This is a genomic window from Serratia sp. P2ACOL2 (genome assembly GCF_003691565.1).
Taxonomy (GTDB): domain Bacteria; phylum Pseudomonadota; class Gammaproteobacteria; order Enterobacterales; family Enterobacteriaceae; genus Serratia; species Serratia liquefaciens.
Genome location: NZ_CP033162.1, coordinates 3,768,553 through 3,792,559, shown reverse-complemented (window position 1 = coordinate 3,792,559; position 24,007 = coordinate 3,768,553). Strand labels below are relative to the sequence as shown.

General features: G+C 57.7%; 20 protein-coding genes and 1 pseudogene. 18 read left to right on the top strand and 3 right to left on the bottom strand.

Annotation, left to right across the window (positions count from 1 at the left end):
• Positions 1 to 759, top strand: coding sequence for a phospholipid-binding lipoprotein MlaA (gene mlaA, locus EBA31_RS18410; RefSeq protein ID WP_020827918.1), 759 nt, complete (start codon positions 1 to 3; stop codon positions 757 to 759).
• 117 nt (positions 760 to 876) lie between these two features.
• On the opposite strand, the gene fadL is transcribed toward mlaA, so the two are convergent.
• On the bottom strand, positions 877 to 2,199 hold the full coding sequence (fadL, locus tag EBA31_RS18405) for a long-chain fatty acid transporter FadL (RefSeq protein ID WP_122079931.1): 1,323 nt from the start codon (positions 2,197 to 2,199) through the stop codon (positions 877 to 879).
• Between the two features lie 405 nt (positions 2,200 to 2,604).
• Here fadL and EBA31_RS18400 point away from each other — a divergent pair, with 405 nt between their 5' ends.
• The 4 genes from EBA31_RS18400 to sixA all read left to right on the top strand — a co-directional run bounded on the left by EBA31_RS18400 (position 2,605) and on the right by sixA (position 7,458).
• Positions 2,605 to 2,901 (top strand): YfcZ/YiiS family protein, encoded by a 297-nt coding sequence (locus EBA31_RS18400; protein ID WP_020827916.1) that lies wholly within the window; start codon positions 2,605 to 2,607, stop codon positions 2,899 to 2,901.
• Between the two features lie 193 nt (positions 2,902 to 3,094).
• Positions 3,095 to 4,405 (top strand): acetyl-CoA C-acyltransferase FadI, encoded by a 1,311-nt coding sequence (gene fadI / locus EBA31_RS18395; protein ID WP_122079930.1) that lies wholly within the window; start codon positions 3,095 to 3,097, stop codon positions 4,403 to 4,405.
• Positions 4,405 to 6,570: a fatty acid oxidation complex subunit alpha FadJ gene (gene fadJ, locus EBA31_RS18390; RefSeq protein ID WP_048762974.1), complete on the top strand. Its 2,166-nt coding sequence runs from the start codon at positions 4,405 to 4,407 to the stop codon at positions 6,568 to 6,570. Before fadI ends, fadJ begins: the two co-directional genes overlap by 1 nt.
• A gap of 405 nt (positions 6,571 to 6,975) precedes the next feature.
• Positions 6,976 to 7,458: a phosphohistidine phosphatase SixA gene (gene sixA, locus EBA31_RS18385; RefSeq protein WP_041414795.1), complete on the top strand. Its 483-nt coding sequence runs from the start codon at positions 6,976 to 6,978 to the stop codon at positions 7,456 to 7,458.
• A gap of 66 nt (positions 7,459 to 7,524) precedes the next feature.
• Here the strand turns inward: sixA and smrB are convergent, their stop codons facing one another.
• A complete protein-coding gene (gene smrB, locus EBA31_RS18380) occupies positions 7,525 to 8,055 on the bottom strand; it encodes an endonuclease SmrB (RefSeq protein ID WP_122080657.1) in 531 nt (176 codons plus the stop codon).
• A gap of 170 nt (positions 8,056 to 8,225) precedes the next feature.
• Between smrB and prmB the strand changes: the two genes are divergently transcribed.
• The 6 genes from prmB (at position 8,226) to EBA31_RS18350 (ending at position 13,259) form a co-directional block, all read left to right on the top strand.
• On the top strand, positions 8,226 to 9,158 hold the full coding sequence (gene prmB / locus EBA31_RS18375; protein ID WP_041415542.1) for a 50S ribosomal protein L3 N(5)-glutamine methyltransferase: 933 nt from the start codon (positions 8,226 to 8,228) through the stop codon (positions 9,156 to 9,158).
• A 62-nt stretch (positions 9,159 to 9,220) separates the two neighbouring features.
• Positions 9,221 to 10,306, top strand: a complete 1,086-nt coding sequence (aroC, locus tag EBA31_RS18370; protein WP_020827910.1) for a chorismate synthase — start codon at positions 9,221 to 9,223, stop codon at positions 10,304 to 10,306.
• A gap of 5 nt (positions 10,307 to 10,311) precedes the next feature.
• Positions 10,312 to 11,139 (top strand): penicillin-insensitive murein endopeptidase, encoded by an 828-nt coding sequence (mepA, locus tag EBA31_RS18365; protein ID WP_044552709.1) that lies wholly within the window; start codon positions 10,312 to 10,314, stop codon positions 11,137 to 11,139.
• A gap of 128 nt (positions 11,140 to 11,267) precedes the next feature.
• Positions 11,268 to 12,068, top strand: coding sequence for a sulfite exporter TauE/SafE family protein (locus tag EBA31_RS18360; protein ID WP_046373022.1), 801 nt, complete (start codon positions 11,268 to 11,270; stop codon positions 12,066 to 12,068).
• A gap of 66 nt (positions 12,069 to 12,134) precedes the next feature.
• Positions 12,135 to 12,692, top strand: a complete 558-nt coding sequence (locus EBA31_RS18355) for an elongation factor P hydroxylase (protein WP_122079929.1) — start codon at positions 12,135 to 12,137, stop codon at positions 12,690 to 12,692.
• Positions 12,693 to 12,977: 285 nt separating this feature from the next.
• Positions 12,978 to 13,259 (top strand): YfcL family protein, encoded by a 282-nt coding sequence (locus EBA31_RS18350; RefSeq protein ID WP_020827906.1) that lies wholly within the window; start codon positions 12,978 to 12,980, stop codon positions 13,257 to 13,259.
• Positions 13,260 to 13,305: 46 nt separating this feature from the next.
• Here the strand turns inward: EBA31_RS18350 and mnmC are convergent, their stop codons facing one another.
• The gene (gene mnmC, locus EBA31_RS18345; protein WP_122079928.1) at positions 13,306 to 15,330 is read right to left on the bottom strand and encodes a bifunctional tRNA (5-methylaminomethyl-2-thiouridine)(34)-methyltransferase MnmD/FAD-dependent 5-carboxymethylaminomethyl-2-thiouridine(34) oxidoreductase MnmC; all 2,025 of its coding nucleotides are present in this window, start codon (positions 15,328 to 15,330) and stop codon (positions 13,306 to 13,308) included.
• A 170-nt stretch (positions 15,331 to 15,500) separates the two neighbouring features.
• On the opposite strand from mnmC, the gene fabB reads away from it, so the two are divergent.
• The 7 genes and pseudogenes from fabB (at position 15,501) to EBA31_RS18310 (ending at position 24,001) form a co-directional block, all read left to right on the top strand.
• Entirely contained in the window at positions 15,501 to 16,715 is a 1,215-nt protein-coding gene (gene fabB / locus EBA31_RS18340) for a beta-ketoacyl-ACP synthase I (protein ID WP_020827904.1), read from the top strand.
• 210 nt (positions 16,716 to 16,925) lie between these two features.
• Positions 16,926 to 17,147 (top strand): membrane protein, encoded by a 222-nt coding sequence (locus EBA31_RS18335; protein ID WP_020827903.1) that lies wholly within the window; start codon positions 16,926 to 16,928, stop codon positions 17,145 to 17,147.
• Positions 17,148 to 17,351: 204 nt separating this feature from the next.
• Positions 17,352 to 17,775: pseudogene (locus EBA31_RS27265) on the top strand (hypothetical protein).
• Between the two features lie 68 nt (positions 17,776 to 17,843).
• Positions 17,844 to 18,167 (top strand): copper-binding protein, encoded by a 324-nt coding sequence (locus EBA31_RS18325; RefSeq protein ID WP_020827901.1) that lies wholly within the window; start codon positions 17,844 to 17,846, stop codon positions 18,165 to 18,167.
• Positions 18,168 to 18,177: 10 nt separating this feature from the next.
• Positions 18,178 to 19,437 (top strand): TolC family protein, encoded by a 1,260-nt coding sequence (locus EBA31_RS18320; protein ID WP_122079927.1) that lies wholly within the window; start codon positions 18,178 to 18,180, stop codon positions 19,435 to 19,437.
• On the top strand, positions 19,434 to 20,885 hold the full coding sequence (locus EBA31_RS18315) for an efflux RND transporter periplasmic adaptor subunit (RefSeq protein ID WP_122079926.1): 1,452 nt from the start codon (positions 19,434 to 19,436) through the stop codon (positions 20,883 to 20,885). Before EBA31_RS18320 ends, EBA31_RS18315 begins: the two co-directional genes overlap by 4 nt.
• Positions 20,882 to 24,001, top strand: coding sequence for an efflux RND transporter permease subunit (locus EBA31_RS18310; protein WP_122079925.1), 3,120 nt, complete (start codon positions 20,882 to 20,884; stop codon positions 23,999 to 24,001). Before EBA31_RS18315 ends, EBA31_RS18310 begins: the two co-directional genes overlap by 4 nt.
• Positions 24,002 to 24,007: the final 6 nt, after the last annotated feature.

The following is a 24,007-nucleotide window of genomic DNA, read 5'->3' as shown; positions in this document are numbered from 1 at the left end:
ATGAACTTTCGCCTGACTGGGCTGGCTTTCACAACGGTGTTATTGGTGGGCTGTGCCAGCGCGCCACAAGATGAACCACAAGGGCGATCCGATCCTCTGGAAGGATTTAACCGGACGATGTTCAACTTCAACTATAACGTCCTGGATCCGTATGTACTTCGCCCGGTGGCCGTGGCCTGGCGCAACTACCTGCCCATGCCGGCGCGTAATGGGATAAGCAACTTTACGTCTAACCTGGAAGAACCGGCCAGCATGGTCAACTCCTTCCTGAAAGGCGACCCCTATAAGGGGATGATCCACTTTAACCGTTTCTTCCTCAACACCCTTCTGGGGATGGGCGGTCTGATCGACGTGGCCGGGATGGCTAACCCGAAACTGGCTCGCGAAGAGCCTAACCGTTTCGGCAGCACCCTGGGGCATTATGGCGTCGGCTACGGTCCTTACGTGATGCTGCCGGGCTACGGCAGTTTCACCCTGCGTGAAGAGGGCGGTGACTGGGCGGATACGGTCTATCCGGTGCTGAGCTACCTGACCTTCTGGATGTCGGCGGGCAAATGGGTGGTTGAAGGGATTGAAACCCGTGCCGAGCTGTTGGATTCCGACGGCCTGCTGCGCAACTCTTCCGATCCGTACCTGATGGTGCGCGAAGCCTACTTCCAGCGTAACGACTTCCTGGCGAACGGCGGCTCGCTGAAACCTGAGATCAACCCGAACGCTCAGGCGATTCAGGGCGATCTGGACGAGATCGACTCGCAGTAATCTCGCTTGGCGAAGAGAAAGAACCCGCTTTGATGGCGGGTTTTTTTTATGCTTTGAGATCGGCGGGCACAAAAAAGCGCCCTAAGAAGGGCGCTCCTGGCTTCGTTATCGAAAAGATTAGAAGCGGTAGTTGAAGTTGGCGCCGTACAGCCAGGCCTTGCCCACGGATTCGAAGGTATATGGACCTTCTTTGATGGTGACTTTCTGGCCGTGCATGTAGGAAACACCGACGTCAACAGAGGCGTCTTTGTTGAATGCGTAGCTGGTACCTGCGCTCAACCAGAAGCGGTCCTGATCCGGGATAGAGATAGAACGGTTCTGGGCCGGCACCGGGCTGTCATCGAAGGCGATACCGGTACGGAAGGTCCAGTTATCGTCGTAGAAGTAGGTAGTACCCAGTGCGATGCGGTAAGCGTCTTTAAAGCCTTCGTGCTTCTCAAACAGGGTTTGACCGTTGTTGCCGGTAGCTTTCAGCTCCTGGAACTGGCTCCAGCTGGTGTAAGCCAGGCTGTAGTGGATAGCCCACTGCGGTGCAACCTTGTTGTAACCCGAGATTTCCCACATTTCCGGCAGGTTCAGATCCAGAGAGCCTGGGATGGTGGTGCCGTCGGTGCCCATAGGCAGGCCGAGAGCGCCAAGGAGCGGGTTATAGGCGGATGGCAGGCTGCTCTTGTAGTCGCCGTCAAACTTGATTTTGACTTCGGAACGGTAGGTGAAACCGTAACGGTTGTTTTCGTCCACTTCGTACAGAATGCCGGCGTTCCAGCCAAAGCCCCATTTGTCACCCTTCAGGTGAGAAATTTGAGTATCCGCCGGGATCTGTGAGACCGGGCCGGCCAATTGAGGTGGCAACTGGCCAGAACCTGCGATCAACTTCGGCAATTCACCAGCATAACGCTCGAGCTTGGCTTTGGCGTAAACCGCGTCAAAGCCCAGGCCGAAGCTGAATTGTTGGTTCAGACGGTAAGCACCGCTCAGGTTCAGGTTAAGTGTGGTCAGGTCAGTTTTACCGCCGTAAGCCCCTGCGGTGTAACCGTCGTTGAATTCTGTCGCCAGGCCGTAGTTGCTGGTGACCGAGCCGCCTACGGCAAACTGATCGTTAATCGGTTGAACATAATGCAGGTTTGGCACCCAGGCGGTAGGGGCGATGTTCTTGGAGTCGAGGCTGGCACCGGAAGGTGACTTGCCGGAGATGTCTACATCCGGATCGATAAACACCGCACCGAAGGAAAGTTCCGGGCGGGTATACATCATCAGCAGGGCCGGGTTGCGGCTGGCGGAAGCTGCAGTATCCGCCATGGCGCCCTCGCCAGAATACGAACGTCCTAAACCAGCTGATGAAAACTCATTCAGCTGGAATCCTGCGGCAGACACGTTTGAAGAAATAATTGCCACTGCAGCTGCGAGAGCTGATTTAGTAAATAGGTTTTTCTGGCTCATGACCAAAACCTCATTATGTGTTTATTATTTAAACTATGTTACTCAAAGTAACAAGGAGCGCGGGATTGTAGGGTCCGTTATCATTCAGACAAATCAGACCAGTGGCTGAATTATAGGTCCGACCTGTGAAAATGTTGCAACAATGTTTTTGAGATATTTCCAAATTGATATCAAAAAGGAGATCTGCATAACAAAAAACCAGCGATGCATAACAATATTCTTACCATTCCTTAGCAGACGTCGATTTTCATTTGTGATTTCCATCACTTAAAACACCTATAAAAAGTAAGTGCTAGTGATCGGTTTCATCGCAGAGTAAAATAAACGCAGAATCTTGTGTCTTTGCGCCAGTAGCTAAATGGCAATTTGGACTCGCGTAACGGCGGTCCCTGAGGAGAATGAATCATGTCCAATCCAATTAATAAATGTAGTGCCCAGGAAACTGCCGCCTGTTGCTGTGTTGATGTCGGTACCGTGATGGACAATACCGATTGCACCGCCTCCTACAGCCAGGTGTTTGCCAATCAGCAGGATGCAGAAAAAATGTTGGCCACGCTGACCGAAAAAGCCCGCGGTGTGGAATCCGACCCTTGCGACATCAGCAGTAGCATTAAACCGGTTGACGGTGGCGTGGAACTGGTGGCTGATTTCACCTTCGCCTGCCAGGCAGAAACCCTGATTTTCCAACTCGGCCTGCGTTAATCACGGCTTTAAAACGGTGCGGGGTCATCCCGCGCCGCTCGCTTCCTCCTCAATCCCCCTCTAGAAAGTTGCTCCTGCTCTCAGTTTTCACTTCTGCCGGTTTGCCAAATGTAAACATTTGGTTAACAATGACCCCATCAGGTCAGACCTCTTCTTGACCGTTGCGCTGGCGTTATTTTCTTCAGGAGCGTTTATGAGTAAGGCACTGCCGTTGGTGACCCGTCACGGTGACCGTATTGCGATTGTAAATGGACTGCGGACCCCCTTTGCCAAACAGGCGACCGCTTATCACGGCATTCCAGCGGTGGATCTGGGGAAAACGGCGGTAAGTGAACTGTTAGCCCGCAGCGGTATCGATCCGGCGCTGATTGAACAACTGGTATTCGGCCAGGTGGTGCAAATGCCTGAGGCGCCGAATATTGCGCGTGAAATCGTGCTCGGTACCGGCATGAGCGTGCATACCGATGCTTATAGCGTGTCGCGTGCCTGCGCTACCAGCTTCCAGGCGATTGCCAACGTGGCGGAAAGCATCATGGCAGGCAGCATCAGTATCGGCATCGCCGGTGGTGCTGACTCTTCTTCCGTTTTGCCTATCGGCGTCAGTAAAGCGTTGGCGCGCACGCTGGTGGACGTCAACAAAGCCCGTACCCTGTCGCAGCGTCTCAAGCTGTTTAGCCGACTGAAGTTCCGTGACCTGATGCCGGTGCCGCCGGCAGTGGCGGAATATTCCACAGGGCTGCGCATGGGCGATACCGCAGAGCAAATGGCGAAAAGCCACGGCATCACCCGGGAAGAGCAGGATGCGCTGGCGCACCGCTCTCACCAACTGGCTGCCAAAGCCTGGGAGCAGGGGCTGCTGCGCGACGAGGTGATGACGGCCTATGTGCCGCCATACCGTACGCAAATCACCGAAGACAACAACGTCCGCAAAGATTCCAGCCTGGCGTCCTACGCAAAGCTGAAACCGGCATTCGATCGCAAGCACGGCAGCGTTACCGCAGCCAACAGTACGCCGTTGACCGACGGTGCGGCAGCGGTGCTGATGATGAGTGAGTCGCGAGCGAAAGAGTTGGGGTTGCAACCGCTGGGTTATCTGCGCAGCTTTGCCTTCTCCGCCATCGATGTGTGGGAAGATATGCTGCTCGGGCCGTCTTACGCTACGCCGCTGGCGCTGGATCGCGCCGGCATCGGCCTGGCCGACCTGACCCTCATTGACATGCATGAAGCTTTTGCTGCCCAGACCCTGGCGAACCTGAAAATGTTTGCCAGCGACGAATTTGCTCAGAGAAAGCTGGGCCGCAGCCGGGCGATTGGCGAAGTGGACATGGAAAAATTCAACGTATTGGGTGGCTCAATTGCTTATGGTCACCCATTTGCCGCTACCGGCGCGCGCATGATCACCCAAACGTTGCACGAGCTGAAGCGTCGTGGCGGCGGACTGGGGCTGACGACCGCCTGCGCAGCCGGAGGGTTAGGGGCCGCAATGATCGTAGAGGTGGAATAATGAGCTTTGAAAACGCATTGCATGAACAGCGGGCCAAACCCTCGGCCTTTCAACTGACCCTTCGTCCGGACAACATTGGTGTGATCACCATCGATGTTCCGGGGGAGAAGGTAAACACCCTGAAGGCCGAGTTTGTCGAGCAGGTCAACGACGTACTGATCCGCGCGCAGCAGCATCCGGCGCTGGAAGGGCTGGTGATTATCTCCGGCAAGCCGGATTCGTTTATTGCCGGGGCGGATATCAGCATGATTGCCGCCTGTACCACTGCCAAAGAGGCCGAAGCGCTGGCGAAAAAAGGCCAAAGTACGCTGGCACAGATTGCCGCATTCCAGGTCCCTGTGGTGGCGGCTATTCACGGCGCCTGCTTAGGCGGTGGGCTGGAGCTGGCGTTGGCGTGCCACAGTCGCGTTTGTTCTCTGGATGACAAAACCGCACTCGGCCTGCCGGAAGTGCAGCTAGGTTTGCTGCCGGGTTCCGGCGGCACCCAGCGTTTGCCGCGGTTGATTGGTGCCAGCAAGGCGTTGGACATGATCCTGACCGGCAAACACATTCGGGCGCGTCAGGCGTTGCGCATGGGGTTGGTGGACGATGCCGTGCCCCAGTCAATTTTATTGCAGGCTGCCGTCGAACGGGTCAAGCAAGGCTGGCAAAGCCGGCGCGAATTGCCGTGGCAGGAGCGTTTGCTCAACGGCCCGCTAGGTAAAAGCCTGCTGTTCAGCATTGTGCGCAAGAAAACGCTGGAGAAAACGCACGGCAATTATCCTGCCGCAGAACGCATTATTCAGGTGGTGCGTACCGGTCTGGATCACGGCAGCGCCAGCGGTTATGAAGCCGAGGCGCGGGCGTTTGGCGAATTGGCCATGACCCCTCAGTCCGCCGCGTTGCGCAGCCTGTTCTTTGCCTCTACCTCCTTGAAGAAAGAACGCGGTGGCAATGCACAACCTCATGAACTGCACCGTATCGGCATTCTGGGTGGCGGCTTGATGGGCGGCGGTATCGCCTGTGTGACCGCCACGCGGGGTGGTTTGCCAGTGCGGATTAAAGACGTTAACGAAACGGGTATTAACCACGCGTTAAAATACAGTTGGGACGTGCTCGGCAAGCGGGTACGAAGTAAACGCATGCGCCCGGCGGAACGGCAAAAACAGATGATGCTGATCTCCGGTTCGACCGATTACACCGGTTTTGAACGGGTGGACGTGGTGATTGAGGCGGTGTTCGAAGACCTGGCGCTGAAGCAGCAGATGGTGGCCGAGATAGAACAGCACGCGGCGCCGCACACCATCTTTGCCTCCAATACCTCATCGCTGCCGATTGGCCAGATTGCCGCCAAGGCGCAGCGCCCTGAGCAGGTGATCGGCCTGCATTATTTCAGCCCGGTGGATAAAATGCCGTTGGTTGAGGTGATCCCGCACGCTACCACCAGCGAAGAAACCATTGCCACCACCGTGGCGCTGGCGCACAAGCAGGGCAAAACGGCGATCGTGGTGGCCGACCGCGCCGGTTTCTACGTTAACCGTATTCTGGCTCCTTATATAAATGAAGCGACTCGTTGCCTGCTGGAAGGCGAACCGATTGAAGCGCTGGACAAGGCGCTGGTGGATTTCGGTTTCCCGGTTGGGCCGATAACTCTGCTGGATGAAGTGGGCATCGACGTCGGTACCAAGATTATCCCGGTGCTGGTAGAGCAGTTAGGGCCGCGCTTTGCCGCTCCAGCCGCCTTCGAGGCGGTGTTGAAAGACGGACGCAAAGGGCGCAAAAACGGCCGTGGTTTTTATCTCTACCCCAGTGAAGGCCAGCAGCGTCAGCGGAGCAAGCGCGCTGATACCTCGGTCTATCTTTTGCTGGGCATCACGCCGAAGTCGCATTTACAACCGGCCGTCATCGCTCAGCGTTGCGTAATGATGATGCTCAATGAAGCCGCACGTTGTCTGGATGAAGGCGTGATCCGCAGCGCGCGCGACGGCGATATCGGCGCGGTGTTCGGCATTGGTTTTCCTCCATTCCTCGGCGGGCCTTTCCGCTATATGGATCAGTTGGGGGCCGATAAGGTGGTTAAAACGCTGGAGTACCTGCAGCGGCAGCACGGTGAATATTTTGCGCCTTGCGAACGCCTGCAGCGCATGGCTCAGCAGGGTGAACGCTTCTATCCGCAGGGGACCTGAGCGGCGCGGCGACGTGATTTGTACTAGAGTAGGATCAAGGTTGCATGTGATCACTATCACTCCTTGCAATACCGGTATTCCCTGACCCTATACAGGGAGATAGGGACGAGGTAACGTAGCCTGATGGCGGTGAAAGGCTGGCCGCCATCAATAAAATTCATGATGAGAAGGTTAAAATTTAACCCGTTGAATTGGTTGTTATGTGAGCGCTGAATTCCCGTTAAGGCGCCATTGATGTAAAAAACAGCATTTTCTTTACGTGAACTTTCAGGCAAAATGCCCGGCCGCCATAAAGAGACGGCGCGTTATCGTTTCAAAGCGTTTGCTTTGGGGTTGTAAAACTCGGCGATACAGCACGCTCGGCGTTTCTGTATAGCGTTATTTTGTCAACAACAGCGGTGCAATATGCAAGTTTTGATTATGCGTCACGGAGAGGCGGCACTTGATGCGGCCAGCGATTCGGTAAGACCTCTTACTGTTTGTGGCCGTGATGAGTCACGTCAGATGGCGGCCTGGTTAAATACCAAGTCTGTGGATATTGAACGCGTGCTGGTCAGCCCGTACCTGCGGGCAGAGCAGACGCTGGCTACGGTTCGCGAAGCCTTGACCCTGCCGGCAAGCGAAGAAGTGCTGCCTGAGCTGACGCCGGGCGGGGATGCCAGCCTGGTCGGCAGCTACCTGCAGGCGCTGGCGCAGCAGGGGGTTCACGCGGTGCTGATCGTCTCCCACTTACCGCTGGTGGGTTACCTGGTGGCGGAACTCTGTCCGGGCGAATGCCCGCCGATGTTCGCGACCTCGGCAATTGCCAATGTCGATTTGGCCGCCGACGGCAGCTACGGTAAATTTGAGTGGCAGGTGAGTCCATCGCAGGTGATGGCTAAAGTATAAGGCACCCCAGGGCGGGGCCAAAACGAAAGGGCGATGTCAAACATCGCCCTTTGTCATTTCTGCCGTTCACTCATCCAGTTCGACCAGCAGTAAAATCGCCGCGCTGCCACCCCATTCTTTGGGCGCCTGGTGAAACACCAGCACGTCAGGGTGCTGCGCCAACCATAGCGGCGTCTGCTGTTTGAGAATGTGCTTGCCGTGACCGTGCATCACGCAGGCGCAGTGCACGTGTTCGCGCTTGCAGGCGGCGATGAGCGCCCCCAGCTCTTGCTTGGCCTGCATCTGGGTCAGGCCATGAAGATCGAGAAACAGCTCCGGTGAATAATCGCCGCGACGCAGCTTTTTCAGTTCAAAGGCACTGTAACCGGGGCGCACATAGCGCGTCGGGCCTTCCTCTTCCAACTGTGGCTGGTATTCATCCGAGAAATAATAACTGGCGTCTACCTGTTCCTGCAGCAGGCGCTGTGGAGCAATTTTTTTGGTGACAGGCTTGGGTTTACGGTGGACGATGGTGTCCTGACGCAGCTTTTTTGCGTCTACTACCGACTCTCTGAAGAGCTGCAATTCATCTTTGCTCAGAGGGTGCTTGTTCTTCATTTGGAATTCACCGGAAATCATTTATCGCGATAGTTTACCTTGTCGCGGGTCTCTGTCGACGCAAAATTCACGCCAGAATGAAAAGCGCAAGGGGTTAGCGTGATTTGTCGCGGGCTTCATGGCAAACTATGCGGCTAAATCATGAATCACAGTGCCTGCCGGAGGGCAAATTGGACAAAATTTTCGTCGAGGAAGCAGTGAACGAACTGCACACCATTCAAGATATGCTGCGCTGGACGGTCAGCCGTTTTAACGCCGCTGATATCTACTATGGTCACGGAACCGATAATCCGTGGGACGAAGCGGTGCAATTGGTGCTGCCAAGCCTGTTCCTGCCGCTGGATATTCCAGAGGACATGCACACCGCCCGTTTGACCTCCAGCGAGCGCCACCGCATCGTTGAGCGCGTGATCCGCCGCGTCAACGAACGTGTCCCGGTAGCCTATCTGACCAATAAAGCCTGGTTCTGCGATCTGGAATTCTACGTTGATGAGCGTGTGCTGGTTCCGCGTTCCCCGATTGGCGAACTGATCAACGATCGCTTCAGCGCCCTGATCCCGCACCCGCCGCGCCATATTCTCGACATGTGTACCGGCAGCGGCTGTATCGCCATTGCCTGCAGCTACGCTTTCCCGGAAGCGGAAGTTGACGCGGTCGATATCTCCAGCGACGTACTGGCGGTGACCGAGCGCAATATTCAGGCGCTCGGCGTTGAACAACAGGTGATCCCGATCCGTTCCGATCTGTTCCGCGATGTTCCCGCGATCCAGTACGATCTGATCGTCACCAATCCGCCGTACGTGGATGCGGAAGACATGTCCGATCTGCCGCAGGAATTCCGCTTTGAGCCAGAGTTGGGCCTGGCGGCCGGCAGCGATGGCCTGAAGCTGGTGCGCCGTATTCTGGCCTGCGCACCGGACTACCTGAGCGACGACGGCGTGCTGATTTGTGAAGTGGGTAACAGCATGGTACATCTGATGGAACAGTATCCGGATATTCCGTTCACCTGGCTGGAGTTTGAAAACGGCGGTGACGGCGTGTTCATGCTGACCAAGCAGCAACTGGTGGATTGCAAAGAGCACTTCAGCCTCTACCGCAGCTAAGCATTCTTCGGGCCTGCTTTGGCGGGCCCCACAAAGATAATAATTAAGGGTAAGGAGCCGCGATGGCAGGAAACAGTATTGGGCAGATTTTCCGCGTCACCACATTTGGTGAATCTCACGGTGTGGCGCTGGGATGTATCGTAGACGGTGTACCGCCGGGTATCCCGCTTACCGAAGCCGATCTGCAGCACGACCTGGACCGTCGCCGTCCAGGCACCTCTCGCTATACCACTCAACGTCGCGAACCGGATCAGGTACGTATTCTTTCCGGCGTGTTTGAAGGTGTGACCACCGGCACCAGCATTGGGCTGATGATAGAAAACACTGACCAGCGTTCACAAGATTACGGCGCTATCAAAGACGTGTTCCGTCCGGGGCATGCGGATTACACCTACGAGCAAAAATACGGCGTGCGCGATTATCGCGGCGGTGGTCGTTCTTCAGCTCGTGAAACCGCCATGCGCGTTGCGGCAGGGGCTATTGCCAAGAAATACTTGCTGCAGAAATATGGCGTACAGGTGCGCGGTTATCTGGCGCAGATCGGCGACGTGGTCTGCGAGCTGAAAGATTGGGAACAGGTTGAACAGAACCCATTCTTCTGCCCGGATCCCGATAAGCTGGAAGCCCTGGATGAACTGATGCGTGCGCTGAAGAAAGAGGGCGACTCCATTGGCGCCAAGGTCAGCGTGATTGCCGAAAACGTGCCGGTTGGCCTCGGTGAGCCGGTGTTTGACCGCCTCGACGCGGATCTGGCCCATGCGTTGATGAGCATCAATGCGGTGAAAGGCGTCGAAATCGGCGACGGTTTCGCGGTGGTCAACAAGCGCGGCAGCGAAAACCGTGATGAGATCACTCCGGAAGGCTTCCAGAGCAACCATGCAGGTGGCATTCTCGGTGGCATCAGCAGCGGTCAGCCGGTCATTGCTCACCTGGCGCTGAAACCTACTTCCAGCATTATGGTGCCGGGCAGAACCATTAACCGTCAGGGCGAAGCGGTGGAGATGGTCACCCGTGGCCGTCACGATCCTTGCGTAGGCATCCGTGCGGTGCCGATTGCCGAAGCGATGATGGCGATTGTGCTGATGGATCACCTGCTGCGCCAGCGTGCGCAAAACGGTGATGTGGTCTCTAACGTTCCACGCTGGTAATTCCCATGAAAAACTGGATGTTGGGCATCCTTGCCCTGATGGCTTCGGGCTCCGCCCTGGCGCTGACGCCGTGGCAGAAGATCGACCACCCGGTGGCCGGCGCGCCGCAGGCAGTGGGCGGTTTTGCCAATGGTTGCATTATCGGCGCTCAGCCGTTACCGCTGAACTCACCTGATTATCAGGTGATGCGGCCCGATCAACGCCGTTACTTCGGCCACCCGGATCTGCTGGCATTTATCCAGCGTCTGAGCAGCAAAGCCAGCCAAAGAAATCTGGGCACGGTGCTGATCGGCGATATGGCGATGCCGGCCGGTGGGCGCTTTAGCAGCGGCCATGCCAGCCATCAGTCCGGGCTTGATGTCGACATCTGGTTACAGTTGCCGCGCCAGCGTTGGAGTGCGCAGCAGTTGCTGAAGCCGCAGCCGATCGATCTGGTTTCCAGCGACGGCAAGCAGGTGGTTGCTCGCCAGTGGCAGCCGCAGATTGAATCGCTGATCAAAGCGGCGGCACAGGATCAGGAAGTGACGCGCATCTTCGTTAACCCGGCGATCAAGCAGCGTCTGTGTCTGGATGCCGGTGCCGATCGCGACTGGCTGCACAAGGTGCGCCCGTGGTTTGGTCATCGTGCCCACATGCACGTGCGTCTGCGCTGCCCGGCAGGCAGCCTGGAATGTAAAGAACAGGATACGCCGCCGCCGGGCGACGGTTGCGGTGCCGAGCTGGCAAGCTGGTTCGTGCCGCATCAGCCGAGCGCCAAACCGGGTAAACCGGTGCCGCCGCCGTTACCGCCGACCTGTCAGGCTTTGCTGGATAACCATTTCGCTGCGGAATAATATACCCAAAGTAATTGGAGTTGCATCAAGGCGGTAAGGGAAGGAATCCCGATGAGCTTACACGAGTAAGTGATTCGGGTGAGTGAGTGCAATCAACACAGATGCAGCTTCAAGTAAGAGGGGTATAAATGGACTGGTTCGTCGTAGGCCCCGAGATGCTCGGGGTTTTGTTTGTGGTGGCGTTACTCGCAGGCTTTATCGACTCTATCGCCGGCGGCGGCGGGCTGTTAACCGTACCGGCACTGCTGGCGGTGGGGGTTCCCCCGGCGCAGGCGCTGGCGACCAACAAGCTGCAGTCGGTGGGCGGTTCCCTCTCCGCCAGTCTGTATTTTATCCGCCGACGAGCGGTCGATCTCAACGATCAGAAGCTGACCATTTTGCTGGCCCTGATCGGTTCCGTTGCCGGGGCTGTGCTGGTGCAGCACATGCGCGCCGATCTGCTGCGGCAAATGCTGCCGTTATTGGTGATCGGCATCGGCCTATACTTCCTGCTGACGCCGCGTTTGGGGGAAAACGATCGGCAGCGCCGTTTGAGCGCCTTGCCGTTCGGGCTGGTGGCCGGTGGCTGCGTCGGTTTTTACGATGGCTTCTTTGGGCCCGGTGCCGGTTCCTTCTATGCGCTGGCCTACGTGACGCTGTGCGGTTTTAACCTGGCCAAATCCACCGCGCACGCCAAGGTGCTGAACTTCACTTCCAACTTTGGCAGCCTGGTGTTGTTTATCATTGGCGGCAAAGTGCTGTGGGGTATTGGCCTGGTGATGCTGGTTGGGCAGGTGCTCGGTGCGCGCCTCGGGGCTCACATGGTGATGACCCGCGGGCAAAAGCTGATCCGACCGATGATCGTCATCGTTTCTCTGGTGATGAGCTGCAAGCTCTTGTACGACAACCACGGCGCTGAAATTCAGCAGTGGCTGGCCCTGCATTTTTAGCATGCTAAAAGAGCGGTAAAATGAAATAATTACCTCTTTATTTTTGTGGTTATTGGATTTTTATTTATGTCAGACACACAGGCTACCCATCAATATGAGCAACTGATTGAAATTTTTAATCAGTGCTTCAGCGATGAATACAACACGCGACTGGTCAAAGGCGACGATGAACCGATCTATTTGCCGGCCGACGATCAGCTGCCGTATAGCAGGATCGTTTTTGCTCATGGCTATTACGCCAGCGGCATGCATGAAATCTCGCACTGGTGCATCGCCGGCGAACAGCGCCGCAAGTTGGTAGATTTCGGTTACTGGTACTGCCCGGACGGACGAGACGCACAGACGCAAAGTGAATTTGAAGCGGTGGAAATTAAACCGCAATCTTTGGAATGGATGTTCTGCGTCGCCGCCGGTTTCCCGTTCAACGTCAGTTGCGACAACCTCAACGGTGACTGCGAGCCGGATCGCATTGCCTTCCAGCGCAAGGTGCGCGAACGGGTGCTGCTGTTGTTGGAGCAGGGAATACCCACAAGACCTGCACGCTTTATTCAGGCGTTACAATCGTTTTACAATACGCCACCGCTGGCGGCGGAGCATTTTCCCTATCCGGAAGATCTCAACTGACTATACCCTAAATACTTGGAGTTGCATCGCGGCGGCAAGCCTGCGAGTCCCTGGGAGCATAGTCCACTATGTGACCGGGGCGAGTCGGCGCAGCCAACAAAGAAGCAGCTTCAAGTATGACGGGTATATATGTTTAACTGAAAATAGATACTCAATAGCTTTCAAGCTGTAGCTAGGCGGCAAGCAAACAAATCCCCAGGAGCTTACTCAGGTAAGTGACTGGGGTGCGTGAACGCAGCCAACAACGCTAGAGTTTGAAAGATGAAGGGTATGAGAGGAAATTTGATGATCGCAGAATTCGAAGCGCGCATTTTGGCGCTGATTGATGACATGGTAGAGCACGCCAGCGATGATGAACTGTTTGCCGGTGGCTACCTGCGCGGTCATCTGACGTTGGCGGTTGCCGAGGTCGAAGAGCTGGGTGAACACTCCGCTGAAGCGCTGAAGGCGCAGGTGGAGGGCAGCCTGCATAAAGCCATTGCCGCCGGTGAACTGTCACCACCGGATCAGGCACTGGTGTATGGCATGTGGGAAACGCTGTACAAAACGGCATTGCCTACCGCCTGATAGTGCTTCTGCAGGGCGCTGTCGCCGGCGCCCTGCGTGATTTTTCTTACGCTACCGCACGTCCCTTCAGTAATTTCCTTACCCACATTCTATTCGGGTTCAACGCCGCTAACAGGTCTGCGTCGCCCGGCAAAGGTTCGCCAAATAGCTGCGCCGCCAAAATCTCTGCCGCCAGCGGGGCCGAGCACAACCCACGAGAGCCTAACCCGCCAATCATGAACAGATTGGGGTAGCTCGGCGCATTGGCGATAGCTTCACCGCGTTGGTGTTGACGTTGCAAATCCTGGTACTGCGTTAGCGTGGCCTGGTAGTCGGGTACTGCACCTACCATTGGCAGGTGATCGCGAGTGGCGCTGCGTACGCCGCAGCGCGCCTGGCGGTCGCTGACGTCCACCTCCAGCGGCCAGGTTTGATCCGGCAGGCAACGCAGCAGGCGAGCCCGATTTTCCTGCTGCTCTTCTTCGCGGTATTCGGTGGCGGTCTCGCCGCGCTGGTAACTGGCGCCGATACAGTGCTGCTGATTATTGGCATTCACCGGCGTCAGGTAACCGTCGTAACACAGCACCTGCTTCAATGCACTCAGCTGCGGCGTGGTAGGAATATGGGATACCTGACCGCGCACCGCATAAACCGGCAGCGCTTCACTTTGCGTCAGTTCGGACAACCGATGGCCGTTGGCCAGAATCACCGTCGCATGCTGCCGAATTTCACCCTGGCTAAAGCTGAGTTGCCAACCTGCTTCTTGGACGGTCAGAGCGCTGAGCGTAGCGTCATAATGGCAGCGCATCCCTTGACGTTGCGCCAGCGCAATCGCACTGCGCGTCAGCTCGGCCGGACACAGCCAGCCACCCTGCGGGTAGTTAATGCCGCCAAAACCGCTGTCGACGCCGCACAAGGCGCTGAGCGTAGCGCGGTCGGCCGGCATGGCGAGCGCCTGCGGCCATTCAACCGCCAGCATCTTGGCAATTTTCCCGGCGCTCTTCTCGTCAAAGGCCAGTTGGCTCACACCGCACCACTGATGGTCGAACTCCACGCCCTGTCGCACCAGTGCATCGTACTGACGACGGGCAAACGGAAACGCGGCGCTGAAGAAATTTTCCAGCGCATCGGCTCGGCCGTTCAACAAAGGGTAGAGTGCGCCCTGACGGTTGCCTGATGCCCCTTCGCCCGGCTGCGGATCTGCGCAGTACAGCGTGACTTTTGCGCCGCGTCGCAACAGGGCGAGGGCGGTTAGCGCGCTGGCGACGCCGCCGCCAATGATGGCGATATCATCGGTATTCTCCGCCACCGGGCGTATCAGCCAGGGAGCAGGGTGAGCGACGGCCGGCGCATCGGCAGGCAACTCGCCGGTCAGCATCTCTCGCTTCTGGCCGAAGCCTTTGGTTTTGATGACATCAAACCCGGCCTGCTGCAAGCCGCGACGCACGAAGCCTGCGGCGGTAAAGGTGGCAAGGCTGCCGCCCGGCCGGGCAAAGCGCGCCATGGCGGTGAACAGCTGCTCCGTCCACATATCCGGGTTCTTTGCCGGGGCGAAGCCATCGAGGAACCAGGCGTCGATTTGACGGTTCATGCTGGCGTCGAAGTGAGGCAGCAACGCGTTCACGTCGCCAAACCACAGATCGAGCGTGATGCGCCCTTCGGCCAGCAGCAGGCGGTGGCAGCCCGGCAGCGGCAACGGCCATTGAGCGCGTAATTCATCGGCATATGGCGCCAGTTCCGGCCAGCGGGCATGCGCCGCCGCCAAATCGGCCTGCAGCAGCGGGAATTTTTCAAAGCTGATAAAGTGCAGGCGCTGAAGCGGGGCGTCCGGCATCGCCGTGCGGAAACCGGCAAAGGCCTGCCACAGCGTCAAAAAGTTAAGCCCGGTGCCGAAGCCGGTTTCCGCCACGATAAACAGCGGGCGAGGGTGGTCGGCAAAACGTTGCGGCAGTCGGTTGCCCATGAGAAACACATAGCGGGTTTCTTCCAGCCCATCCTGATTGGAAAAGTAGACGTCATCAAACTGTTTCGAAACAGGTGTACCCTGTTCATTCCAGGATAACGCTGCGGTTTGGATCGGGGCGTGGCTCACGGTTAGTTGCTCGTAACTCAAGGGGTGACGGGATTCTAACGGCGCTGGCGCTATGGCGCAAACTGGATAAGAATAAAGCTGAAAAACGCTGATCGGACTTGTTCGGCGTACATCTGTACGCTAAAGTGCGATGCAAAATCCCGAATGTAAAATTGTGGAAGAGGTATTGAATGAAACGTGCAGTGATTACTGGCCTGGGAATCGTCTCCAGCATTGGTAACAACCAGCAGGAGGTCCTGGCGAGCCTGCAGGAAGGACGTTCTGGGATCACTTTCTCCCAGGAGCTGAAAGATTCCGGCATGCGTAGTCACGTATGGGGCGATGTTAAACTGGACACTACGGGTCTGATTGACCGTAAAGTGATGCGCTTTATGAGCGACGCGTCCGTTTATGCCTATCTTTCCATGGAAGAAGCCATCAAGGACTCAGGTCTGGCTGCCGATCAGGTTTCCAACGATCGCACCGGTCTGGTTGTTGGCTCAGGTGGTGGTTCTCCGCGCAACCAGGTTGCCGGATCCGATGGCATGCGTGCCAAAGGCCTGCGCGGCGTGGGTCCGTACATGGTGACCAAGGCTATGGCTTCAGGCGTTTCCGCTTGCCTGGCAACCCCGTTCAAAATTCGTGGCGTTAACTATTCCATCAGCTCTGCCTGCGCAACCTCTGCACACTGCATTGGTCACGCGGTTGAACTGATCCAACTGGGCAAGCAGGACGTGGTCTTTGCCGGCGGCGGCGAAGAGCTGTGCTGGGAAATGGCCTGTGAGTTCGATGCGATGGGCGCACTGTCCACCAGCTACAACGACACCCCTGAAAAAGCTTCTCGTACTTACGACTCTGCCCGTGACGGTTTCGTCATCGCCGGCGGCGGCGGTATGGTGGTGGTTGAAGAGCTGGAACACGCTTTGGCGCGTGGTGCGCACATCTATGCTGAAATCATCGGCTACGGTGCGACCTCCGACGGTGCCGACATGGTGGCTCCATCAGGTGAAGGCGCGGTGCGCTGCATGAAGATGGCGCTGCAGGGCGTTGATACCCCAATCGACTACATGAACGTTCACGGCACCTCCACGCCGGTGGGCGACGTGAAAGAGCTGGGTGCCATTCGCGAAGTGTTTGGCGACAACACCCCGGCAATCTCTTCCACCAAGGCCATGACCGGTCACTCACTGGGTGCCGCGGGCGTGCAGGAAGCGATCTACAGCCTGCTGATGGTTGAGCACGGCTTTATCGCGCCGAGCATCAACATCGATAACCTGGATGAGAAAGCCGCTGGCATGAACATCGTGACTGAGCCAACTCAACGCGAGTTGACCACCGTGATGTCCAACAGCTTCGGTTTCGGCGGCACCAACGCCACGCTGGTGATGCGCAAGCTGCAGAAGTAATTCCGACCTCAAGGTTCAGGATCAAGCCCGCATTTTTGCGGGCTTTTTAATGCCTGCAATCCCTGCCGACGGGCCGCTAGGAGTTATCCCAAATTACATCTCCTGACGGATCATTAACGCTTTGTTCAGCCTTTTGCGCATACAATGGCTCAATAGCGCGAATATCACTCGGCGTAGCGTTTCAGAGTGATCGAACATTGAGGCAAGAGTATGAAAAAGTTAATTGCGGTTGGATTGCTGTCGGTCATTCTGGCTGGGTGCGCGACCGATTCCCCTTGTGTCCCGGTCTATGACGACCAGGGTCGTCTGGTGCACACCAATACCTGCATGAAAGGCACCACGCAGGACAACTGGGAAACCGCTGGCGCCATCGCCGGTGGAGCGGCGGCAGTTGCCGGTCTGACGCTGGGTATTATCGCGTTGACCAAATAACCTTCCGTCGGAGAGTCTCCCGGTTTAAAAGCCCAGCATCTGCTGGGCTTTTTGTTTGGGTAATCCGCCGCCAGTTGATTGAAGTCATGGCATTTATATTACCGGCCCACAGATGGGCAGTTCTTTGTCAGCGGATGTAAATTCCATTCCTGCGCCCGGTCCGGGTCGATATACTCCCGCTATCTCCCACTCTGGAACGATCTGATGTCGGCTTTGGCGTCCATCTCCTTATCCATGCACCGCCTGCGCTTTGCTAAAAAGCGGGCCTGCGCATGGTTATTGGTCGTCAGCTGGCTGTTGTTGAATACTCAACTGGCGTTGGCCAGCCACAACTGCAACCTGCAGTTCAGCGGTGAAGCGCCGATGGCTCAGCATATGCATGCATATGCAAAACAGCGTGCCGTCGCAGCAGCAGATGCAGACCCAAGAGCCGCTGTGTGAGAAACACTGCGTTCCGGAGTCAGCCCAACAGGATCACAGCAACCTGACGTTGGCTGCGCTGCCCACCAGCAGCGAATTGGCCGTTATTACGCCTTTCCCGTCTCGTTCAGTCCCCTCCAATACCTGGCAAACGCCCCCGATAACAGGTCCGCCGGCAGAGATCGTTTTCTGCCGGTTCCGTGAATAGTTCTGACAACCGCTTTGCCGTCCCCGACGGTTTTCCGCGTTTGTTAACTATTTTATGGAGTACCCGTTATGCGTAATGTATTTGCTGCCGTAGTGATCGCCCTGTTTTTCTCCTTTAGCGCCAGCGCTGCCGATATGGCAATGCAGGATCCTGCCGCAAGAACTGCCGTTGAAATCCACAGCCAGGGCGTCGTCAAAAGCTGGGATGAGCGAAAGGTGTCTATCGCGCACCAGGCCATTCCTGCACTCAGTTGGCCGCCAATGACCATGAGCTTCCTGCTCCCTTCATCGCCTTCATTCGCCGTCTTGCCGGTGGGTACCGAGGTTGATTTCAGCTTCCTGCCGATCGACGGCGGTTATCAGCTGATCGCCATCGCCGCTGCTCGACCATAACGGAGGCGTTATGACCATTATCCTTTCTCACCCTTGGCGGGTGGGCTGGCTGCTGCTTGCCTGTTGGGCACCGGCCACCCTGGCGGCGGATCTGACGCTGCAACAGTCATTGACGGCGGCCGAAGGTTATTCGGCGGAGCTATCCGCCAATCGGCATCAGGTTGACGCCTTGCAGAACATGGCGGATTCGGCAATGCAGTTGCCCGATCCCAAACTGAAGTTCGGCATTGAAAACGTGCCGGTGCAGGGGGGCAACGCTCGGCGTTTTACCCGCGAAGGCATGACCATGGGACGAATCGGCATCATGCAGGATTACGTCAGCAGCACCAAACGTCAGCGTAAAGCGGACACCCTGCGCGCCGAAGCCAGCCAGACGGATGCGGGCAGCGCCACCATTCGCGCTCGCCTTCAACAGCAAACCGCACAGGCCTGGCTGGCGCTGGCGCTGAGTCGGCAAACCCTGCGGGATGCCTCAGCCCTGGTGACGGAGAGTGAACGCCAGATTGCCACTCAGCATGCTGCGGTAGCCGGCGGGGGAACCCCAGCGAGTGGAGTGCTGGATGCCAGGCTGACGCTGCTAAGCATGCAGGATCGCATCAGCGAGGCGCAGCGTGATGTTGCTGTCGCGCAGGCGCGTCTGACGCAGTTGACCGGCCTGTCTGCGACGGATACCGCCGGGGCCATGCCGCGCTTTGAACGTTTACCGGCGGACAGCGAAGTATTGCGGCAGGCCATCAGGCAACACCCCGAGGTGTTGCAGGCCAGCCGTGAGGCGGACGTCGCCAAGGCGCGTTCGGCGCAATCAGAGGTGGCGGCGATACCGGACGTCGGCGTCGAGGTGTATTACGGCAAACGGGCCGACGAGTACGAGGATTTGGCCGGGGTGATGTTTACCGTCGATCTGCCGTTGTTCCGCTCGCAGCGGCAGGATAAGGACTATGCCGCTGATGTTTCCCGCAGCATGGAGGCCAACGATCGGCTCACGTTGTTGATACGTGATCATCAGGCACAGCTCGATACGCTGTTGGCGCAATATCAGGCGGCTCAGGCGCAGTGGCAACGCCAACAGGAGCAGGCTATTCCCCTGCAACAACAGCGGGTCACTTTGCTGTTAGCGCAGTACCGCAGCGGTAAAAGCGATTTGTCGGCGGTACTGGAAGCTCGGCGGGCGCTGCTCGACAGTCGCCTCAGCGCCGGCAAGGCCGCCAGGGAACTGGCACAGATTTGGGCCGCCATTCGCTATCTTACCCCTCAGGAATCAATGCAATGAAAATACAATTCAAGCTGGCGCTGTTAGCGGCGCTGATTGGCACTGGGCTGGCGGGATACTGGTTTGGCGCAGCGGGGGAAGCGCCTGCGCCGGCCATCAAGAGTGGGCGGCAGGTGCTTTATTGGTACGATCCGATGATGCCGGGGCAGCGTTTTGACCAACCGGGTAAATCGCCCTTTATGGATATGCAACTGGTGCCGCGCTATGCCGATGAGGCTGAGCCGGAAGGGGGCGTGACCATCAGCGCCCGGCAACAGCAGAACCTGGGCGTTCGCACCGAAGCTGCACAATTGCGCCAACTGGAGCCACAACTGAACGCTTTCGGCAGCGTCGCCACCGATGAACGCGGGGTTCAGATTGTCGCCGCCCGCGCCAACGGACTGGTGGAAAAACTCTACGTGCGTGCCAGTCAGCAACAGGTGAAAAAGGGCGAAGCCCTGGCGCAGCTGTGGATCCCCGACTGGAGTGCGGCACAGCAGGAATATCTGGCGATACGCAAACTGGGCGATAGCGCACTGACCGCCGCTGCACGTCAGCGGTTGCAGTTGCTGTTTATGCCCGAGGCGGTGATCCGGCAGGTGGAACGTTCAGGTAAACCCGAACCGCGGGTGCAGATAGCGGCACCGGAAAATGGTTTTGTGAATAAGCTGAGCGTGCTCGAAGGCGCTCAGGTGACGGCCGCGCAGGGGCTGTTTGAACTAGCCAGCCTCGATCCGGTGTGGATCGTTGCCGATTATCCGCAGGCGCAGGCCGGATTGTTGAAAGTGGGCGATAAGGTGCAGGCCGCTTCCGCCAGTTGGCCTGGTGAACGATTTGAAGGCGAGGTGAGCGAACTGCTGGCCAATGTCGATCCGCTGACCCGAACCTTCAAAGCGCGCATCCTGTTGAAAAACCCTCAACAAAAGCTTCGACCGGGCATGTATCTGCAACTGACATTGTCGCGCAGCAACCTCGGCCAACCGGTGTTGGCGATACCGCAGGAGGCGCTGATCGACAGCGGCGATCGCAATAGGGTGTTGATCGCCGAAGGCAATGGGCACTTCACGCCGGTTGACGTGGTGGCCGGTCGTGCGCAGGACGGCTGGGTAGAAATCAAACGTGGGCTGAATGCTGGGCAAAGGGTAGTGACCTCCGGCCAATTCCTGATTGATTCCGAGGCCAGCATGCGCAGTGCCTTGCCACAAATGGCGGCGCAAATCGAGGTGAAACAATACCAGGCCGAGGGGGTGGTGGATGCCGTGAACGAGAGCACCATCACGCTGTCCCACGGCCCCGTGCCGGAGCTGCAGTGGCCGGCAATGACCATGGATTTTGCCCTGCCGCCAGGGGGAATACCTGTCGGTATCAAACCCGGTGATAGCGTAAAAATCCACTTTAGCGTTGATGAACAAGGTTCACATATCAGCCAAATCGTGCCGACAAGCGCTGAACATGGGGGCCACTTATGATTGCTTTCGTGATCCGCTGGTCGCTGCGCAACCGGCTCTTGGTGCTGCTGGCTTCGTTGCTGTTGGCCGGTTGGGGGATCTGGGCATTGCAGAAAGCGCCGCTGGATGCGCTGCCGGACCTGTCCGACGTACAGGTGATTGTCCGTGCCACCTATCCGGGCAAGGCACCGCAGGTGATTGAAGATCAGGTGACCTATCCGCTGACCACCACGTTGCTCTCGGTGCCGGGGGCCAAAACGGTACGGGGTTTTTCCATGTTTGGCGACGCCTACGTTTACGTGTTGTTCGAGGACGGCACCGATTTGTACTGGGCGCGTTCGCGGGTGCTGGAGGCGCTCAGCCAGGTGCAATCCTCACTGCCGCCGCAGGTGAAGGTGGCACTGGGGCCGGACGCCACCGGCGTCGGCTGGGTGTACGAGTATGCCCTGGTGGATAAAAGCGGCAAGCGCAGCCTGGCCGACCTGCGCGCGCTACAAGACTGGACGCTGAAGTTTGAACTGAAAACCCTCCCCAACGTGGCGGAAGTGGCCAGCGTGGGCGGCATGGTACGCCAATATCAGGTGGTGCTGGATCCACCCAGCCTGCGCGCGCTGAACATCACCCATCAACAGGTAGTCAGTGCCATTCAGGATGCCAACCAGGAAGGCGGGGGGGCGCTGCTGGAAATGGGGGAGGCGGAGTATATGGTTCGCACCTCGGGCTACCTGAAAAAACTCAGCGATTTTGCCAACGTGGTGATCACCGTGCGTGACGGTGTGCCGATCCTGCTGTCGCAAGTGGCAACACTGCGCGAAGGGCCGGAGATCCGCCGGGGCGTGGCGGAGCTGAACGGCGAGGGCGAAGTGGCGGGCGGCATCGTCGTGATGCGCTACGGCAAAAATGCCCTGGAAACCATCAACGCGCTGAAGGTCAAGCTGCAGGAGGTTCAGCAGACCCTGCCGCCGGGTGTGGAAATTGTGACCGTGTACGACCGCTCCCAACTGATTGAGCATGCTATTGAAACCCTGTCCCACAAGCTCCTGGAGGAGTTTATCGTAGTGGCTTTGGTGTGCACGCTGTTCCTGTTCCATTTTCGTTCGGCGCTGGTGGCGATGATCACGCTGCCGCTCGGCATTCTTGGCGCCTTTGTGGTGATGCATTACCAGGGCGTAAACGCCAATATCATGTCGCTGGGGGGAATCGCCATCGCCATTGGCGCCATGGTGGATGCGGCCATCGTCATGATTGAGAACATGCATAAGGTGCTGGAGCAGTGGCGGCAACGCCATCCCGGACTGCAGCCGACGTCGACGGATTATTGGCGCATTTCAGAGCAGGCGGCGGTGGAGGTGGGGCCGGCGCTGTTTTGCAGTTTGCTGATTATCACGCTGTCCTTCATTCCGGTGTTCACCCTGCAGGCGCAGGAAGGCCGGATGTTCTCCCCGCTGGCCTACACCAAAACCTACGCCATGGCGGTGGCGGCCGGTCTGGGCATTACGCTGGTGCCGGTGCTGATGGGCTACTTTATCCGCGGCCGCATTCCCGACGAACATGCCAATCCGATCAACCGCTGGCTGATCCGCCTGTATCAGCCGGTGCTGGCGTCGGTGTTGGCACGGCCAAAAACCACGCTGGGGATTTCGTGCCTGCTGTTGCTGTTAACCGCCTATCCGCTTAGCCGGTTGGGCAGCGAATTTATGCCGCAGCTCGACGAAGGTGACCTGTTGTATATGCCTTCCTCGCTGCCGGGGATGTCTGCGCGCGAGGCCAGCAGGCTACTGCAACTGACCGACAGGTTGATCAAAACCGTGCCGGAGGTAGCGACGGTGTTCGGTAAGGCCGGCAGGGCGGAAAGCGCTACCGATCCCGCGCCGCTGACCATGCTGGAAACCACCATTCGTTTCAAACCGCGTGACCAGTGGCGACCGGGCATGACCATGGACAAGCTGGTGGCGGAACTGGATGCGGTGGTCAAGGTGCCGGGTATTGCCAACGTCTGGGTTCCGCCGATCCGCAATCGGCTGGACATGTTGGCCACCGGAATCAAAAGTCCGGTGGGCATCAAGGTGAACGGCAATAACATGGCCGATATCGAACGGATTTCCGGGCAGATTGAGCAGGTGGTGAAGCAGGTGCCGGGCGTCACTTCGGCGCTGGCAGAACGCATCACCGGCGGCCGCTACGTGGATATCGATATCGACCGTCAGCGGGCTGCGCGCTACGGCGTTTCGGTGAAAGAGCTGCAATCCATGGTGGCGACGCTGGTGGGCGGCGAAAACATTGGCGAAACCGTTGAGGGCCGGGCGCGTTACCCGATCAATGTGCGTTATCCGCGTGAGGTGCGTGATTCGGTACAGCAGTTGCAGGCGTTACCGGTACTGACCGCCAGCGGTGGCCAGGTGCCGCTGTCAATGCTGGCGGATATTCGGATTAGCGAAGGGCCACCGATGCTGAAAAGTGAAAACGCGCGGCTCTCCAACTGGATTTATGTCGATCTGCGCGGGCGCGATCTCAAATCGGCGGTGGAAGAGATGCAGCAGGCCGTCGCGCAGCAGGTCAAGCTGCCGGCCGGGGTGTCGTTGAGCTGGTCCGGGCAGTTTGAATATCTTGAACGTGCCAGCGCTCAGTTGAAAATCGTACTGCCGGTAACATTGGCAATCATTTTCGTGCTGCTGTTTGTCACCTTCAGCAGCGTGCGTGATGCGTTGTTGATCATGGCGACGCTGCCGTTTGCGCTGATCGGCGGGGTGTGGCTGCTCTATCTGCTGAACTACAACCTGTCGGTGGCCGGGGCAGTTGGCTTTATCGCGCTGGCGGGTGTGGCGGCGGAATTCGGCGTGATAATGGTGCTGTACTTGAACCATGCGTTGGAAAAACATCGCCAGCCGGGGCAGCCGCTCACGCAAAAACAGCTGATGGATGCCATCACCGAGGGGGCGGTATTGCGGGTGCGACCAAAAGTGATGACCGTTGCCACCATTATGGCCGGGCTATTGCCGATCATGTGGGGTAACGGTGCCGGTTCTGAGGTAATGCGGCGCATTGCGGCACCGATGATTGGCGGCATGCTCAGTGCACCGCTGTTGTCGATGTTGGTGGTTCCTGTGGTTTACCTGTTACTGCACCGAAAAGGATAAGCAAGC

What these genes read in the sequence shown, in the direction of transcription:
- mlaA (WP_020827918.1), top strand. Translation starts at nt 1, where the DNA reads ATGAACTTTCGCCTGACTGGGCTGGCTTTCACAACGGTGTTATTGGTG.
- fadL (WP_122079931.1), bottom strand. Translation starts at nt 2,199, where the DNA reads ATGAGCCAGAAAAACCTATTTACTAAATCAGCTCTCGCAGCTGCAGTG.
- EBA31_RS18400 (WP_020827916.1), top strand. Translation starts at nt 2,605, where the DNA reads ATGTCCAATCCAATTAATAAATGTAGTGCCCAGGAAACTGCCGCCTGT.
- fadI (WP_122079930.1), top strand. Translation starts at nt 3,095, where the DNA reads ATGAGTAAGGCACTGCCGTTGGTGACCCGTCACGGTGACCGTATTGCG.
- fadJ (WP_048762974.1), top strand. Translation starts at nt 4,405, where the DNA reads ATGAGCTTTGAAAACGCATTGCATGAACAGCGGGCCAAACCCTCGGCC.
- sixA (WP_041414795.1), top strand. Translation starts at nt 6,976, where the DNA reads ATGCAAGTTTTGATTATGCGTCACGGAGAGGCGGCACTTGATGCGGCC.
- smrB (WP_122080657.1), bottom strand. Translation starts at nt 8,055, where the DNA reads ATGAAGAACAAGCACCCTCTGAGCAAAGATGAATTGCAGCTCTTCAGA.
- aroC (WP_020827910.1), top strand. Translation starts at nt 9,221, where the DNA reads ATGGCAGGAAACAGTATTGGGCAGATTTTCCGCGTCACCACATTTGGT.
- mepA (WP_044552709.1), top strand. Translation starts at nt 10,312, where the DNA reads ATGAAAAACTGGATGTTGGGCATCCTTGCCCTGATGGCTTCGGGCTCC.
- EBA31_RS18360 (WP_046373022.1), top strand. Translation starts at nt 11,268, where the DNA reads ATGGACTGGTTCGTCGTAGGCCCCGAGATGCTCGGGGTTTTGTTTGTG.
- EBA31_RS18355 (WP_122079929.1), top strand. Translation starts at nt 12,135, where the DNA reads ATGTCAGACACACAGGCTACCCATCAATATGAGCAACTGATTGAAATT.
- EBA31_RS18350 (WP_020827906.1), top strand. Translation starts at nt 12,978, where the DNA reads ATGATCGCAGAATTCGAAGCGCGCATTTTGGCGCTGATTGATGACATG.
- fabB (WP_020827904.1), top strand. Translation starts at nt 15,501, where the DNA reads ATGAAACGTGCAGTGATTACTGGCCTGGGAATCGTCTCCAGCATTGGT.
- EBA31_RS18335 (WP_020827903.1), top strand. Translation starts at nt 16,926, where the DNA reads ATGAAAAAGTTAATTGCGGTTGGATTGCTGTCGGTCATTCTGGCTGGG.
- EBA31_RS18325 (WP_020827901.1), top strand. Translation starts at nt 17,844, where the DNA reads ATGCGTAATGTATTTGCTGCCGTAGTGATCGCCCTGTTTTTCTCCTTT.
- EBA31_RS18320 (WP_122079927.1), top strand. Translation starts at nt 18,178, where the DNA reads ATGACCATTATCCTTTCTCACCCTTGGCGGGTGGGCTGGCTGCTGCTT.
- EBA31_RS18315 (WP_122079926.1), top strand. Translation starts at nt 19,434, where the DNA reads ATGAAAATACAATTCAAGCTGGCGCTGTTAGCGGCGCTGATTGGCACT.
- EBA31_RS18310 (WP_122079925.1), top strand. Translation starts at nt 20,882, where the DNA reads ATGATTGCTTTCGTGATCCGCTGGTCGCTGCGCAACCGGCTCTTGGTG.